We start from the raw sequence: 15,959 nt of genomic DNA, 5'->3' as shown, positions 1-15,959 counted from the left end.
GCGATGAAAAAGATATATACACTACTAATTATAGCTATTTTGACGCTTACAATTTCTTGCAGTCAAGATTCGAGCAATAACGATGTTTCAAGCAATTCGTCAGGTGATGGAATGGGTGGTTCTTTAGCTACTTTTATTTTAAAAGATGCTTATTTATACACCGTTGATTTTTATAAATTAACTGTTTTTAATATTTCAGACTCTAAAAATCCTGTAAAAGTAAATACGATTGATGTCGGCTTTAATATTGAAACCTTATTTAGTTTTGATAATTATTTATTCATCGGTTCACAAAATGCGATGTTTATTTATGATATTACAAACAAAGAATTGCCTAAAAAATTAGCGCAATCGAATCATTTTACTTCCTGCGATCCTGTGGTTGCTAATGGCACAAATGCGTATGTAACCTTGCACAGTAATTCGGGTTGTCAGGGAACGGTAAATGAATTAAAAACCTACGATATTACCGATATAAAAAATCCAATATTATTAAACAATAGAGGTTTAAAACAACCTAAAGGATTAAGTTTATATGCCGATAATTACTTATTAGTTTGTGATGATACGGTTAAAATTTTTGATGTTTCAAACCCAAAAGACTCTAAATATATTGATGAAATTACGACAAAAGGCGCGTTAGATATTATTATCAGAAATAATCATGCGTTTATTATTTCTGAAAACAGCATTGATCAATATCAATTAGATGCCACGAATATTGCAAAATTCACTAAAATAAGTACTTTTACTTTTTAAGTATTTGTTTAAATTTCATTTAAAAACGTTTTATAGCTGGAAATCGAATCCGTCAAACTGAATTTATTTCAGTTTCGCATCCTGATTTGCCGTAGTTCTTAGCCTTATGCGATGCTGAAATAAATTCAGCATGACGATAATTTGGCTTTTATTTGATTTTTAAACAAGCTCTTAAACAAAAAAAGCGCTATAATTTTATATAATTATAGCGCTTTTTATTTTATATTTCAACCTAATTCTTACTGATTATCACTTGCAAACCATTCGGCAAAACTGCTGTCGGTTTCTTGTAATTTTATTGCGTGAAGCTTAATATTTTCAGGAAGCCTATCTTTAATTTTTTTAGCAAAATCAATCGCCATCATTTCACTTGTTGGCTGATAATCAACCAAAATAACGTGATGTCCTCTATCTTTTAACTCTTTGGCTAATTCGATATGTGGTGTATTTTGATTAAAAACGGTTGCATGATCAAAAATATCAACAATTTCTTCTTTGACAATTTTCTTTAAATCACCAAAATCGATTACCATACCAAATTTCACGTTGGAACTATCTGAAATAGGTTGTCCTGTAACGGTTACAAAAAGTTTATAACTATGTCCGTGAACATTTTTACATTTTCCATCATATCCGTATAATGCATGTCCTGTTTCAAAAGTAAACTGCTTTGTTATTCTAATATTATTCACTATCTCTTAAATTTTTTGTTTGCTCTGTATTTATTATAAAAATACACGATTGCTACTCCTGCTGCTAAAATGGCAAATAAATAATCTCCACCCATAATTTAATTTTTTATTCGCCGAAAGTACGAATTTGTTTTGCAATTTTAGTAATAATCCATACGAAACCTACGGAAATAAGCACACCTATTCCTAAAAAAACAGCTGGATGTTCATAAAGCCATCTTGCAATTTCCTGTCCTGGTTTTGGATTTTTGGTATTTAGGATGTTTTTTGTTTCTTGAAATAAGAATAGTAAACGCATTTTTATTTTTTAAATTTTGGCTTGTTAAATTTTATTTTTTAAATTTTGATAAGGCTTTTTTAGTTGCTTCGGATAAAACCAATTTTCCTGATATTTCAGCATTTTTGAGTAATAATTCTTGCCAATGTTCTGTACCAATCCACAAAGTTTTTTTCATTTCTGATAAGGCTTCATAATTATAAGAGGATAATTTCTCTGTAAAAATTTCAACTTCTTTATCTAAATCATCAATAGATTCAAAAACACGAGCGTATAATCCTTTTTCTTTTGCCCAATAGGCATTTTTCCAACTTGTTGCATCGAGGGTTAATTCGGCTAAACCGCTTATATTTATTTTACGAGTAACGGCAGGAGCAATCACAAAAGGACCAATTCCGATACTTAATTCTGATAATTTAATACTGGCATTTTCGGTGGCAAAAACGTAATCACAAGCTGCTACTAATCCAACGCCACCGCCTACGGTTTTACCTTGAACACGCCCAATAATTAATTTTGAACAACAACGCATGGCATTGAGTACGTTGGCAAATCCTGAGAAAAATTCTTTGCCTTGTTCGAGCGTTTCAATGGCGATTAATTCATCAAAAGAAGCACCCGCACAAAAAGCACGTTCGCTTTCCGATTTTAAAATGATAATTGCTACGTCATTATTTTTTGATAAACTATTAAATTCATTTGCCAAACGCTGTAATAATTCTCTTGGAAGTGAATTGCTTGCAGGATGTCCAAATTCAATAGTCGCAATATTATTTTCAATATGTGTATATAAACTTCCGTTTTCTCGTGTGGTGGTCGTTGTTGTCATTTTTATGATTTTATGTTCAATGTACGCTATATTATTTATTTTGAAGTTATTATCTTAGTAAACTTGCCTTTTGATAATTTTATAAAAATCTTTTTCTAAATTTAAAAATCAACGGAATTGCACGAGCAACTATCCAGGCATAAAAAGCAATCCAAATGGCATATAATTTATAATCCAACGAATCGAAAAAGAACAAAACAGGAATAAAAACAAGTGCTGTTGCGAGTAATAATACGTTTCGTAAATACTTCATTTCTCCCATTCCTTTAAACATTCCATCATAAATAAAAGCGATAGCACAAATAGGTTGCATGATTAGAATAATCCAAAAAGTACTATAAAAAGCATCTAATACAGCTTGTTCTTTGGTGAAAATAGTTCCTATAAAATCATAAAAAACAAATCCAATAATAGCTAAAAACACACCGAATACAAAGCCGTAAAGTAATAAATTGTTTCCTAATTTCAGTAATGATGCATGTGCTTTTGCTCCTAATAATTTTCCTGATAAAATATTTCCTGCTGATGAATATCCATCAATCATAAAGGCGCCCATTAGCCATATATTTAGCCCGATAGTATAGGCAGCAATATATTGTTTTCCGTAGGAAGTAGCGTAGGAGGTGGCAAAATATAGGGCAGTATTTAAGGCTATTGTACGAACAAAAAGGTTTAAAATCATGTTGATAAACCTTGGGATTTCTTTGTTAAAAGGAAGTGTAAATTTTAAGGATATTTCGGTTTTTGTCAGTAATAAATATGCCGATACCAATGCCATAATAATTTGAGCAATGACACTTGCGTAGGCGGCTCCTGTAATGTTCATCGCAGGAATATAGCCTTCAATTCCATAGACAAAAATAATATCTAACACAATATTTACCACCGTTCCAACAATCGCAATAAGCATTGGATACAATGTATTTTGAAGTCCTCGAAATGTGCCAAAAACGGCAATTACGAACAGTGTAAATGGAAAACCGAATACACGTATTTTATAATACTCGATTGCGTAGTTTAAAATAGTTCCTGAAGCATTGTAAAATTCAAAAATTTCTTTGGCAAATGGATACGTGATTCCTAAAATTACCAAACTTGTTAGTACCACAATACCCGTTGCTTGTGCGGGTAAATTTTTAACTTCTGCTAATTTATTCGCTCCTACATATTGCGAAATAATGGAAGAAATTCCACTACGTGTTTGTCCAAAAACCCAAATTAGCATTGATAAAAAAGCGCCTACAATTCCAATAGCCGCAATACTTTCGGTGGCATTTATAGGAATATTTCCTACAATTGCTAAATCGGTGGTGGATAATAAAGGTTCGGCAACGCCTGCGATTAAGGCAGGAAAAGCTAATTTATTAATCCTTTTAAAACTAATATCTTGTGGCATTTGTTAAAAGCTTTTATTAAAGAAATTATTTTTTGAGAAGCATTCGTTTAATTTCATTGAGTTTCATCAGGGCTTCGATTGGCGTAAGAGTATCGATATTGGTCGCTAAAATTTCATCTCGAATATCTTCTAATAATGGATCATCTAGTTGAAAAAAACTCATTTGCATATTTTCTTGTTGCGTATCTTTTAAAACCTCTTTAACTTCTTTTTGGGCGTTATTTTCTTCTAATTTTTTTAGAATTTCTTGAGCTTTGCTGATGACTAAATTGGGCATTCCTGCTAATTTTGCAACATGAATTCCAAAACTATGATTACTTCCTCCTTCCACTAATTTTCGCAAGAAAATAATAGTATCTTTCAATTCTTTAACCGATACATTAAAGTTTTTGATACGTTTAAATGTCGTAGTCATTTCATTTAATTCATGATAATGCGTGGCAAATAATGTTTTACCTTTCGATGGATGTTCATGTAAATATTCGGCAATAGCCCACGCAATTGAAATTCCATCATAGGTAGAAGTTCCACGCCCAATTTCATCTAATAACACCAAACTACGTTCCGATATATTATTTAAAATTGATGCAGTTTCGTTCATTTCCACCATAAAAGTAGATTCTCCCATGGAAATATTATCGCTTGCGCCCACTCGGGTAAAAATTTTATCAACAAGTCCAATTCTGGCGCTTTTTGCAGGGACATAACTTCCCATTTGTGCTAACAAAACAATTAAAGCTGTTTGGCGTAAAATTGCTGATTTACCCGACATATTCGGGCCTGTAATCATAATAATTTGTTGATTTTCTCTATTTAAAACAACATCATTGGCAATATATTCTTCGCCCATGGGCAGTTGTTTTTCAATCACAGGATGTCGTCCTTTTTTGATATCAATATCAGTACTTTCATCTATTTCTGGACGGACATACGCATTATCCATGGCTAATTTTGCAAAGGATAATAATACATCTATTTGGGCAATATTTTGAGCATTTTGTTGAACAGGTTTTACAAAATCAATAATAAAATGGACTAATTTTGAAAAAATTTCGGTTTCTATTTGCTGAATTTTTTCTTCTGCACCTAAAATTTTAGTTTCGTATTCTTTGAGTTCTTCGGTAATATATCGTTCGGCATTTACAAGGGTTTGTTTGCGAATCCACTCTTGTGGAACTTGGTCTTTAAATCGATTTCGAACTTCAATATAATAGCCAAAAACATTGTTGAAAGCAATTTTTAAACTGGTAATTCCTGTTCTTTCGGTTTCACGAGCCAACATATTTTCTAAATATTCTTTTCCTGAATTCGAGATATTTCGAAGTTCATCTAATTCATCAGAAACGCCACTTGCAATAGCATTTCCTTTGTTAATATTTACGGGCGCATCTTCTAAAAGAACGGTGGTAATTTTAGCAATTAATTCTTGACAAGCATGTAATTGTGTACCTATTTGTTGTACGGTTTTGTTGTTGCTTTTTTCTGCGGTTATTTTTATCGGAAGAATGGCTTTTAAGGAGTTTTTTAATAAAACAACTTCTCTTGGCGATACTTTTGCGGTAGCCACTTTTGAGATTAAGCGTTCGATATCGGCAATTTGTTTTAATTGATACGTTACCGTTTCAAAAAAAGATTCGTTATCAATTAAAAATTGTACCAACTCATGACGTTCTTTTATTTGTACCAAATCCTTTAAAGGTAAGGCAAGCCAACGTTTTAATAAACGTCCGCCCATTGGCGAAATTGTTTTGTCGATAACGCTTAATAAAGTAACGGCATTTGGCGAATTTCCGCCATATAATTCTAAGTTTCTAACGGTAAACCGATCCATCCATACATATTTATCTTCTGCAATTCTGCTGATCGATTGTATGTGTGCAACTTTATCGTGCTGTGTTTCTGATAAATAATAGATTGCCACACCACCAGCAATAATACCTTGTTGGAGTTCTTCTACACCAAATCCTTTTAAGTTTTTAACCTTAAAATGATTGTTTAAAACATCATTTCCATAATCTTTTTGAAAAACCCAATCTTCTAAATAAAAAGTATGAAACCGATCGGTGAAAATTTCTGAAAATTGTTGTTTGTATTTTTTTTCAACCAAAACTTCACTTGGTGAAAAATTTTGTAAAAGTTTATCGATATATTCTTGAGTTCCTTCTGCAATTAAAAATTCTCCCGTAGAAACATCTAAAAAAGAAACGCCTATTAATTTTTTACCAAAATGTACCGCTGCTAAAAAATTGTTTGATTTCGATTGTAAAACCTCATCATTTAAAGCAACTCCTGGGGTAACTAATTCGGTAACACCTCGTTTTACGATGGTTTTTGTCATCTTCGGATCTTCTAGTTGGTCGCAAATCGCCACACGTAATCCTGATTTTACTAATTTTGGCAAATAGGTATTCAACGAATGATGCGGAAATCCTGCCAAAGCCGTTTCACTTTGGCTTCCAGCACCTCTTTTTGTTAAGGTGATTCCTAAAATACTGGATGCTTTTACGGCATCTTCTCCAAAGGTTTCGTAAAAATCGCCCACACGAAATAGTAACATCGCATCGGGATATTTTTTCTTAATTCCGTTATATTGTTGCATCAGTGGCGTTACCTTTTTTGCCGTTGTTTTTGCCAATTTTTTAGATTTTTTAAATTAGTTTTGCGAAGATAAATATTCGATTTTAAAGGTAAGATTTTTTATGAGAAAACTAAAAAATAATGAATTAGGTAGAATTACCGTGGCTGAATTTAAAGAAACTGAAAAAACACCGATTATTGTAATTCTAGATAATATTCGTAGTTTAAATAATGTAGGTTCAGTTTTTAGAACTTCGGATGCTTTTTTGATTGAAAAAATATATCTCTGCGGCATTACAGCAACGCCACCAAATAAAGAAATTCATAAAACCGCCTTAGGAGCTACCGAATCCGTGGCGTGGGAATATGTTGAAAATACATTCGATGTCGTTGAAAAACTTAAAAAAGAAAATATTAAAATTCTAGCCATCGAACAAGCTGAAAATAGTACAATGCTTAATGAATTTACTCCAGAAGCAAATCAGAAATATGCCCTTGTTATGGGAAATGAAGTAAAAGGCGTGCAACAAGAAGTGGTTTCTGCTTCCGATTTTTGTATCGAAATTCCACAATTAGGAACCAAACATTCTTTAAATATATCGGTTACAACAGGCATTGTAATTTGGGATTTATTTCAGAAAATGTCTTAGTTTTTTTTCTGAAAAATAAATATTGTATCTTACTTAAAATAGAGAACTCTTTTATCTTATGAAAAAAATTCTTATTTTTTTCTTACTATTTACTCCCTTTTTTGTTTGCTCTCAAGAGCAAAAAGATTCTATTTCTTTTTATTTAAACAATGCAAAAGGAATAAGGAAGTTATCATACCTTAAAAAAGCAGTGATACTTTCAAATGATTTAAAGAAAGATTCCCTTTTAAAGAAAACAAGCATAGCCTATGGTAAACAAAGTTATTTTAGTAAAGACACCTTAGGTTTAACATTCTCAAAAAATAAATTACTAAAACACTATGGTATAAAAAAAGACTCTTTCTCTTTGGCAAAAGCATATCATTTTGCCGCTTTAAACCATAAAATAAAAAATAATTTAGATAGTACTTTTTACTATTATCATAAATCAAAAAATATATCTGTCGCTTTAAAAGATTCTGCCGAAATAGGCAGAAGGCTTTTGTCTATGGCAATTATTCAGGTAAAAGAACTCGACTTTTTAGGCTGTGAAATAACAACGGTTGAAGGTTTAAAATATGTAGAACCTTTGAAGAAATATCGCGTTTTAATTTCGTTATATCAAACCTTAGGAAATGCCTTAGCGAGTTTAAAAAGACCAAAAGAAGCCCGAGCCTATTATCATAAAGCACAGAATATCGCGAAGTACAATAAGATAAAACGCAAAAGAGAAAAAAATTACTTAAACCTTTTGAACAATATAGGCATGACTTATAAAGATCAAGGTAATTATAAAAAAGCAGTTTCCTTGTTTGAACAAGGCTTACGTACTGATAGTTTAGAAATAAAATATCCTAAAAATTACCAATCTTTTTTAGGAAACTTATCGTCCATTTATTTTCTACAAGGCGATACCAAAAAAGCAATAGAAGGTTATAAAATAGTTTTAGAAAGTAGAAAAAAACTTAAAAATGCCTACTCAGAAAGTTTTTCTCACGCTTTTTTATCAGAAGCATATCTAAAAAACAAAAATGATGCACTAGCAAAAAAACATGCAAAAACAGGTTTAAAATTAGCTAGAAAAACAAGAAATAATAAAATCGTCTTAGAATGTTTAAAACTTTTATCAGACCTTAATAAAGGACAAGAAGCTAAAAAATATTTAGAAGAATATATACAACTTAACGACAGTTTATTTGAAAAAGAACGTCGATTAAAAAATCAGTTTGCTAAAATTAGGTATGAAACTGATAAAAAAGAAAAAGAAAATACGGTTTTAAAAACAGAAAATAAAAGCAAACAACTAGAAATAGTATATCATAAACAACAACGAACTATTGGTCGATTAGTTGCGGCGACTGGTTTATTATTATTTATGAGCAGTGTTTTATTTTATTTTTATAGAAAAAGAAAACTATTATATCAAGCGCAATTAGAAAGAATAACCGCTAGAGAAGATGAACGACAACAAATTGCAAAATCATTACACGACGAAGTTGCAGGAGATTTACGTTTATTACATCAAAAATTAAAGAAATCAAACTTATTGGATGAAGCTCAAAAGTTAGATGACGTAAAAGAAAATGTACGTAATTTATCACATCAATTAAGTAGTGTTAGTTTTGGTAAAGTGTCCTTTAAAGACCAAATAATTAATTTAGTAAGTGATTATTTTGAACTCAATTTTAGAATAACCGTTACAGGTTTACAAGAAAATAACTGGGAAGCACTAAATGATGCTATCAACAGATTGTTGTATTTAAGTATCCGTGAAACAATACAGAATTGTAAAAAACATGCAAAAGCGAGTAAAGTAATAATAACTTTTGTGATGCATAAGAATCATGTATTTTTGCAAATGGAAGATAATGGTATTGGTTTTGATGCCAAGATCAACAAAAAAGGAATTGGTTTACAAAATCTACAAGAACGTATTGAAGAGTTAAACGGAACTCTAGATATAAAAAGTGAGGTAGGCGTTGGAACCTTAACGACTATTCAAATCCCCCTAAATGCTTGGACCAATAAAAATACTCTTAGTTGATGATCATCAATTAATACTCGAAGGCATACTTTCCTGCCTAAAAAATATTAATAATTTAGTTATAGAAACCACTAATTGTTGCGATGAAGCTTTTTCTAAAATAAAAACAGCAATTCATAACACGCCTTTTGATATTGTTTTTACTGATTTAAGTTTCGATGATACAGCAGGAAGTACGGCATTAGATGGTGGCGAAGCTTTGATAAAAGCTCTTCAAAAAGAAAATATTGATATTAAAACAGGTGTTATTACAGGGCATTCTGAAACCAATCGGGTTTTTAATGTTATCCATAATTTAAATCCTAGTGCGTATATTTTAAAAGGAAATTGTAATACAGATGAATTAACATTTGCTATTAAAAAAATAGTAAAAGGAGAGGTGTATTATACACATGAAATACATCAGAAATTATTAAAAAGAGCTTTAATTGAAATTCAAATGGATGAGGTTGCTATTCAAATTTTAAAAGAATTGCCAAAACATGCTAAAATTATAAATTTAGAAGGATTTATAAAAAAAACAGATGGATCTTTAGTTAAAATAAGATCAATAGAAGCCAAATTAGCAAAACTCCGAGGAGATTTACAAGCGCATAATAATACTGATTTAGTATTAAAAGCAAAAGAATTAGGTGTTTTAGATTAGAATATTGCGGTAATCTGCGTTTTTTATTGCGGTAAACCCCTTTTTAAGTAAAGAAAGTCCTTGTATATTTGTAAAAGAATTTAACATTTATTTGGGAAAATATTCTGAAAAAGAAAGAAAAAAAGATTAAAGAAAGAGAAAAGGATTAAAAAAACTATCAGATTTATTCTGATAGTTTTTTTAATCCTTTTATTTTAAAAGAATCCTATTTATAATTAAATTTAGTCAATCTTATCAAAACCACAATAAGGTACTAAGGCATCTGGAATTTTAATTCCGTCGGCTGTTTGATAGTTTTCTAAAATTCCTGCTAAAACTCTTGGCAAGGCTAAAGAACTTCCATTTAAAGTGTGTACAAATTGACTTTTTCCATCTTTATTTTTGAAACGTAATTTTAAACGATTTGCTTGATATGTTTCAAAATTTGAAGCCGAACTAATTTCTAACCAACGCTCTTGAGCAGTTGAATATAATTCGAAATCGAAAGTTAAAGCCGATGTAAAACCTGTATCGCCACCGCATAAACGTAAAATACGATATGGTAATTTTAAATCGCGTAAAATATCTTTAATATGTTCGACCATTTCGCTTAAAACATGGTACGAATTATCAGGATGTTCAATGCGAACAATTTCTACTTTATCAAACTGATGTAAACGATTTAATCCACGAACGTGTGCACCATAACTACCAGCTTCTCTACGGAAACAAGGCGTATAACCTGTATATTTAATCGGTAAATCGGTTTCTTTTAGTAAATCATTTCTGTGGATATTGGTAATCGGCACTTCTCCCGTTGGGATTAAATATAAATCATCAACAGTTGCATGATACATTTGTCCTTCTTTGTCTGGCAATTGTCCTGTGGCGATTCCTGAAGCTTCGTTCACTAAATGTGGAACTTGTACTTCTTTATAGCCAGCTTGGGTATTTTTATCTAAAAAATAGTTGATTAAAGCACGTTGTAAACGAGCCCCTTTTCCTTTATAAACAGGAAAACCTGCACCGGTAATTTTTGTTCCTAATTCAAAATCGATGATATCATATTTTTTGGCTAATTCCCAGTGAGGTAAAGCGTTTTCACCTAAATCAGGAATAATTCCTTCACTAAAAATTTTCTCATTGTCTTCTTCACTTTTTCCAGCTTTTACTGATGCGTGCGGAATATTCGGAATTTGATATAATACTTCTTGTAATGAATTACTGGCGTTATTTAACGCTTCGGTTAATTGCTTAGATTCTTCTTTTAATTGCCCTGTTTTTTCTTTTAATAAGTTGGCTTTTTGAACTTCGCCTGTTTTAAAGAAACCACCAATTTCTTTGGATATTTTGTTTGATTCAGCTAATACATTATCTAAAGAAACCTGCGTAGCTCTACGTGTTTCATCAAAAGTTAATACTTGATTAATAATTGTTTCGGCATTGGCAAAATTACGTTTTGCTAAACCGTCTAAAACAACTTGTTTGTTGTCTCTAATAAACTGAACCTGTAACATCTTTTATCTTTTTTAAGAATTGCTAAGATATAAGAAGCCGTAGAATTAAACAACCTGTTTTTTAGTGATGTTTTTTGCTGATTTGTTCAAATTTGTTCGAGCATGATAAAAAAATCTAACATGGTTATATTGAAGTAATCGCATATTTTTTCGAGTGTGAGTATGGTTATATTGGTTCTTCCTTGTTCAATTCTAGCTAAATGAATACCTGTATCAATATAAAAATCATTAGAACTAATTCCATTTTTATCACGTAATATTTTAAGACAAAGCACCATTTTTTTTAGGATTATCTCTTCTTTGGAGAGTATCATTTTTTGACATAAAATTCTTAAAAACATCTTAAAATATAATGACAACTATGTCATTTTACTCTAGTACCAATGCTTTAAATTTGCTTTAAATATTTTTTTAAAGATTACTTAAGATTATCTAAGAGTTGCGTCTAAGAGTTATCTTGTTATTTTTTATATCGTGAAGGGTGTATATTAAAATTTAGCTCTTAACGCAACTTTTTATTTTAAATAAAATTATATTTTTCGATAGAAATTCTTTAAAAAAGAAGTGTAAATGGTCTTATTTCCCCCGAAATTACGCTTAAAAGTTATTTTTAATTTAGATGTTCAGGGAGGGCGTTCTTATTAACGTAGCTTTTGGCGTAATTTTTCAAGTTTATTTTTTCAGATATTCGAGGCTTGTATTTTTATCTTTTTCAAGTTGGATAACTAAATCATTTAGCGAATCGAATTTTTGTTCTTCTCTTAAAAAGTACAATAATTCGACGGTTATATTTTGATGATATAAATCGGTTTTAAAATCGAAGAAATGGATTTCAATAGTTTGATTTTTTCCATGAACGGTTGGTCTATTTCCGATGTTCATCATTCCAAAAACGGTATTATTTTGAATGATTGCGCTAACAACATACACGCCTTTTTTCGGAATTAATTTATAGGATTCAGGAATTTCGATATTTGCGGTAGGAAACCCGATTTTCCCACCTAATTGTTTTCCTTGAACTACCTTTCCTGATAAAGAAAACGGATATCCTAAATAATTATTGGCAGTTTTTAAGTGTCCATCGGCTAAGTTTTTTCTAATTTTGGTAGAACTAACGGAAACTTGGTCAATATCTTGTGCAGGAATTTCTTCGACTGTAAAGTCGTATAAATGCGAATATTCGGTTAATTGGGTAATATTTCCTTCTCTATTTTTACCAAAATGATGGTCATATCCGATAATTAATTTGGAAGTATTAAATTGTTTTACCAAGATATTCTGTACAAAATCGAGTGCTGTAAGTGTTGAAAATTCTTTGCTAAACGGGTGAATAATTAGATAATCGAGTCCTAATTTTTCAAGATGTTCGGCACGTTCATCAATGGTATTGATAAGTTTGATAGTAGCATCTTTTTGCAATACCATTCTTGGATGCGGAAAAAAAGTTAAAAGCACTGATTTTTTATCAAAATCTTTTGCTTCGGCAACTAATTCTCGAATTATTTTTTGATGTCCGATATGTACGCCATCAAAAGTTCCAATAGTTACAATTGTTTTTTGAGTTGGTTTAAAATCAAAAATGGAATGGATAATTTTCAAGATAATAAATTTGAGCAAAAATACGTTTTGTAAAAGAGCTTCGATACTGTTTATTTAACTTTTTTTATTTTTCTGATATTTTTCCTGTTGTCTTTTGAGTAGTTTTTACTTGTTGTCCTGTATTGATGACATATTTTTTATATTTTCCATCTTTATAGCGATAAAAAATAAATAAGGGCATCAATATAAATGCCATATATAAAACGCCAAGTCCCATTATAATAGGTGCTTTTAGGTGTTCTGTATTTAAAAAATAGGCACCTGTAAGCATCCAAAGTAAAAAGATGATGAATAATATTTTTAGGATTGTTTTCATTAGTTTAATTTTAGTTTGATTTTAATTTTGGAAGATACTTTTGACAAAAATATAAAAATCCTATCATCTTATGAATGATAGGATTTTTGATTATATGTTATTTTTAATTGAGCGTATCTTTACATTTTTTGCAACCAATTTTTCACGGCAACTTCTTGTTCAATAATATTTTTCAATGCTGAAATAGGCACTCTTTTTTGTTCCATGGTATCTCGATGACGAATGGTAACCATATTATCTTGTAAGGTATCGTGGTCTACGGTGATACAGAATGGTGTTCCATTGGCATCTTGACGACGATAACGACGACCAACGGCATCTTTTTCATCATAAGAAACATTAAAATCCCATTGTAAATCGTGCATAATTTCACGAGCAACCTCTGGCAAACCATCTTTTTTAACTAGTGGTAAAATAGCGGCTTTTACAGGTGCTAAAACTGCGGGTAATTTCAATACGGTTCTGGTTGTTCCGTTCTCTAGGGTTTCTTCTTGTAGCGAATTTGAAAAAACAGCTAAAAACATTCTATCCAATCCGATAGAAGTTTCTACGACATAAGGCGTATAGCTTTTATTTTCTTGATGGTCGAAATATTGTAATTTCTTTCCTGAAAAATCTTCATGTGCTTTTAAATCGAAATCGGTACGGGAATGAATTCCTTCTAATTCTTTAAATCCGAAGGGAAATTTAAATTCAATATCAGCTGCCGAATCGGCATAATGTGCTAATTTTTCGTGGTCATGAAAACGATAATTTTCTGTACCCATTCCTAACGATAAATGCCATTTTAAGCGGGTTTCTTTCCACGTATTGTACCATTCTTTTTGCGTTCCAGGTTTTACAAAAAATTGCAATTCCATTTGTTCAAATTCACGCATTCTAAAAATAAATTGACGAGCTACAATTTCATTACGAAATGCTTTTCCTGTTTGTGCGATTCCGAAAGGAATTTTCATTCTTCCTGTTTTTTGCACATTCAAGAAGTTTACAAAAATACCTTGTGCTGTTTCTGGACGTAAATATAAATCCATTGCAGATTCTGCAGAAGCGCCTAATTTTGTCCCAAACATTAAGTTAAATTGTTTAACGTCTGTCCAATTTTTAGAACCAGTAAGTGGGTCTGCGATGGCTAATTCTTCAATTAATAATTTTACATCGGCTAAATCTTCTTTTTCTAAAGATTTTCCTAAGCGAGATAAAATGGTATTAATTTTTTCTTGATAGCCTAAAACACGTCCATTGGTTGCTAAAAATTCATCTTTATTAAAAGAGTCTCCAAATCGTTTTTGAGCTTTTGCAACTTCTTTGTCAATTTTAGCTTCAATTTTAGCACAATAATCTTCTACTAAAACATCGGCTCTGTATCGTTTTTTTGAATCTTTATTATCAATTAACGGATCGGTAAACGCATCGACATGCCCAGAGGCTTTCCATGTGTTTGGGTGCATCAAAATAGATGCATCAATTCCTACAATGTTTTCGTGCATTTGCACCATTGCTTTCCACCAATAATCTCTAATATTTTTTTTTAACTCAACGCCATTTTGAGCATAGTCGTACACCGCACTTAATCCGTCATAAATTTCAGAAGATTGAAATACATAACCATATTCTTTTGCGTGTGATATTACTTTTTTAAATTGATCTTCTTGTTTTGCCATCTTACAAAAATAAAATAAGTATTTAAACTAGGGTTGTTTTATTTTTAAATTAATTTTATTATTTATCGTAAATTAAAGGTTGTTGTTCCTGCGTATGCGGTATCGACAAAGACACTTATGGTATATTTTCCTTTGATGATATCGGTTCTATTGACTAAAATTAGCGATACTAAACTTAAGGTGTCATTGGTATAATTTACTTTTATGGTATCGGAATATTGGATTTGATTTCCGTCATTTAATGTTAAAATTCCTTTAGGAGCAATTACGTTGTTATTTTGATTTATGATTTGAATAAACACGGTTTTTTCACCTGCTTCGGCGACGAGATTTTTCAATAAATCGAAATTAATTCTAAAAGCATCGGTTCTGCTAGCTCTTGAAGTGGATGTTAATTTCCCGCTATTGCGTTCTTTCATTGCCACTACGTTGATTGTACTTGTTTTAAGAATACTACCAAGGGCTACTTTTTCTTTTAGTGCGTCATTTTTTTCAGATAAAGAGGTATTAATGGTTTCTTTTTGAGCTAAAATATCGCTGGTATTTTTATTTTTGATAATTAATAATTGATTTTCGGTGTGTAGGGAATCTACTTGTAGGAATAATTTTTTATTTTCTTGTTGTAAGCGGATAATTTTCTGTTTGTACTTTGCGATTGCATTATAATTAGTTGCTTTTAAGTTTTTTATTTCTTCTTGCAACTTTTTCATTTTTACAATTTCAGTTTGCAATTTTTTGGAGATATGTTTTTTTCGACCAACAACATCAGTATAATCTTTAATCATTTGGTCTAATTCCTTTTCTAACGCAGTTTTTTCATTATGAAATACTTTTTGAAGATCGCTATATTGACTTGATTTTTGAAGTGAAAAAAGTGTTAAACCTAATGTTAATAGTAGAAGTATAACAATTAGGGCGCTTTTTTTTTGTTGTAGTGTCATAATAATGGGGAGTGATTAGGGCTGTATTTATATGTTTTTTATTCTTTTATTTTTGTCTTTGTTTATGAATTATTATTGTTTTTTTTATGAATTAAGT

15 protein-coding genes are annotated in these 15,959 nt (G+C 30.8%); 4 read left to right on the top strand and 11 right to left on the bottom strand.

Annotated elements, in window-relative coordinates:
* Positions 1 to 3 precede the first annotated feature (3 nt).
* Positions 4 to 759 carry an LVIVD repeat-containing protein gene (locus tag L0U72_RS05715; protein WP_233898634.1) on the top strand — a complete coding sequence of 252 codons (756 nt, stop codon included), beginning with the start codon at positions 4 to 6 and terminating at the stop codon, positions 757 to 759.
* A gap of 239 nt (positions 760 to 998) precedes the next feature.
* Here L0U72_RS05715 and L0U72_RS05710 read toward each other — a convergent pair whose 3' ends face one another.
* From L0U72_RS05710 to mutS, 5 genes are all read right to left on the bottom strand, one after another.
* Positions 999 to 1,451 (bottom strand): 6-pyruvoyl trahydropterin synthase family protein, encoded by a 453-nt coding sequence (locus L0U72_RS05710; protein ID WP_101918422.1) that lies wholly within the window; start codon positions 1,449 to 1,451, stop codon positions 999 to 1,001.
* 106 nt (positions 1,452 to 1,557) lie between these two features.
* On the bottom strand, positions 1,558 to 1,749 hold the full coding sequence (locus L0U72_RS05705; protein WP_193700250.1) for a hypothetical protein: 192 nt from the start codon (positions 1,747 to 1,749) through the stop codon (positions 1,558 to 1,560).
* Between the two features lie 31 nt (positions 1,750 to 1,780).
* On the bottom strand, positions 1,781 to 2,557 hold the full coding sequence (locus L0U72_RS05700; RefSeq protein WP_101918421.1) for an enoyl-CoA hydratase/isomerase family protein: 777 nt from the start codon (positions 2,555 to 2,557) through the stop codon (positions 1,781 to 1,783).
* A gap of 79 nt (positions 2,558 to 2,636) precedes the next feature.
* Positions 2,637 to 3,953 (bottom strand): MATE family efflux transporter, encoded by a 1,317-nt coding sequence (locus L0U72_RS05695; RefSeq protein WP_101918420.1) that lies wholly within the window; start codon positions 3,951 to 3,953, stop codon positions 2,637 to 2,639.
* A gap of 25 nt (positions 3,954 to 3,978) precedes the next feature.
* Entirely contained in the window at positions 3,979 to 6,588 is a 2,610-nt protein-coding gene (gene mutS, locus L0U72_RS05690; RefSeq protein ID WP_233898633.1) for a DNA mismatch repair protein MutS, read from the bottom strand.
* A 64-nt stretch (positions 6,589 to 6,652) separates the two neighbouring features.
* Between mutS and L0U72_RS05685 the strand changes: the two genes are divergently transcribed.
* The 3 genes from L0U72_RS05685 to L0U72_RS05675 all read left to right on the top strand — a co-directional run bounded on the left by L0U72_RS05685 (position 6,653) and on the right by L0U72_RS05675 (position 9,849).
* A complete protein-coding gene (locus L0U72_RS05685) occupies positions 6,653 to 7,180 on the top strand; it encodes an RNA methyltransferase (RefSeq protein ID WP_233861722.1) in 528 nt (175 codons plus the stop codon).
* Positions 7,181 to 7,370: 190 nt separating this feature from the next.
* A complete protein-coding gene (locus L0U72_RS05680; protein ID WP_233898632.1) occupies positions 7,371 to 9,203 on the top strand; it encodes a tetratricopeptide repeat-containing sensor histidine kinase in 1,833 nt (610 codons plus the stop codon).
* Entirely contained in the window at positions 9,172 to 9,849 is a 678-nt protein-coding gene (locus L0U72_RS05675) for a response regulator transcription factor (RefSeq protein WP_233861726.1), read from the top strand. The genes L0U72_RS05680 and L0U72_RS05675 overlap by 32 nt, the downstream gene beginning before the upstream one ends.
* Before the next feature lie 221 nt (positions 9,850 to 10,070).
* Here the strand turns inward: L0U72_RS05675 and serS are convergent, their stop codons facing one another.
* The 6 genes from serS to L0U72_RS05645 all read right to left on the bottom strand — a co-directional run bounded on the left by serS (position 10,071) and on the right by L0U72_RS05645 (position 15,862).
* On the bottom strand, positions 10,071 to 11,345 hold the full coding sequence (serS, locus tag L0U72_RS05670; RefSeq protein WP_233861729.1) for a serine--tRNA ligase: 1,275 nt from the start codon (positions 11,343 to 11,345) through the stop codon (positions 10,071 to 10,073).
* An 86-nt stretch (positions 11,346 to 11,431) separates the two neighbouring features.
* Entirely contained in the window at positions 11,432 to 11,659 is a 228-nt protein-coding gene (locus L0U72_RS05665) for a helix-turn-helix domain-containing protein (RefSeq protein ID WP_159459605.1), read from the bottom strand.
* Between the two features lie 358 nt (positions 11,660 to 12,017).
* On the bottom strand, positions 12,018 to 12,944 hold the full coding sequence (locus L0U72_RS05660; RefSeq protein WP_101918413.1) for a bifunctional riboflavin kinase/FAD synthetase: 927 nt from the start codon (positions 12,942 to 12,944) through the stop codon (positions 12,018 to 12,020).
* Positions 12,945 to 13,008: 64 nt separating this feature from the next.
* On the bottom strand, positions 13,009 to 13,260 hold the full coding sequence (locus L0U72_RS05655; RefSeq protein ID WP_233898631.1) for a hypothetical protein: 252 nt from the start codon (positions 13,258 to 13,260) through the stop codon (positions 13,009 to 13,011).
* 119 nt (positions 13,261 to 13,379) lie between these two features.
* Positions 13,380 to 14,921: a glycine--tRNA ligase gene (locus tag L0U72_RS05650; RefSeq protein WP_233898630.1), complete on the bottom strand. Its 1,542-nt coding sequence runs from the start codon at positions 14,919 to 14,921 to the stop codon at positions 13,380 to 13,382.
* 62 nt (positions 14,922 to 14,983) lie between these two features.
* Positions 14,984 to 15,862, bottom strand: coding sequence for a hypothetical protein (locus tag L0U72_RS05645; protein ID WP_233883076.1), 879 nt, complete (start codon positions 15,860 to 15,862; stop codon positions 14,984 to 14,986).
* Between the last annotated feature and the right edge of the window lie 97 nt (positions 15,863 to 15,959).

Source organism: Tenacibaculum piscium (assembly GCF_021390755.1).
GTDB lineage: Bacteria > Bacteroidota > Bacteroidia > Flavobacteriales > Flavobacteriaceae > Polaribacter > Polaribacter piscius.
Note: the sequence above shows the minus strand (reverse complement) of the source record. Positions and strands in the feature narration are given on the sequence as shown.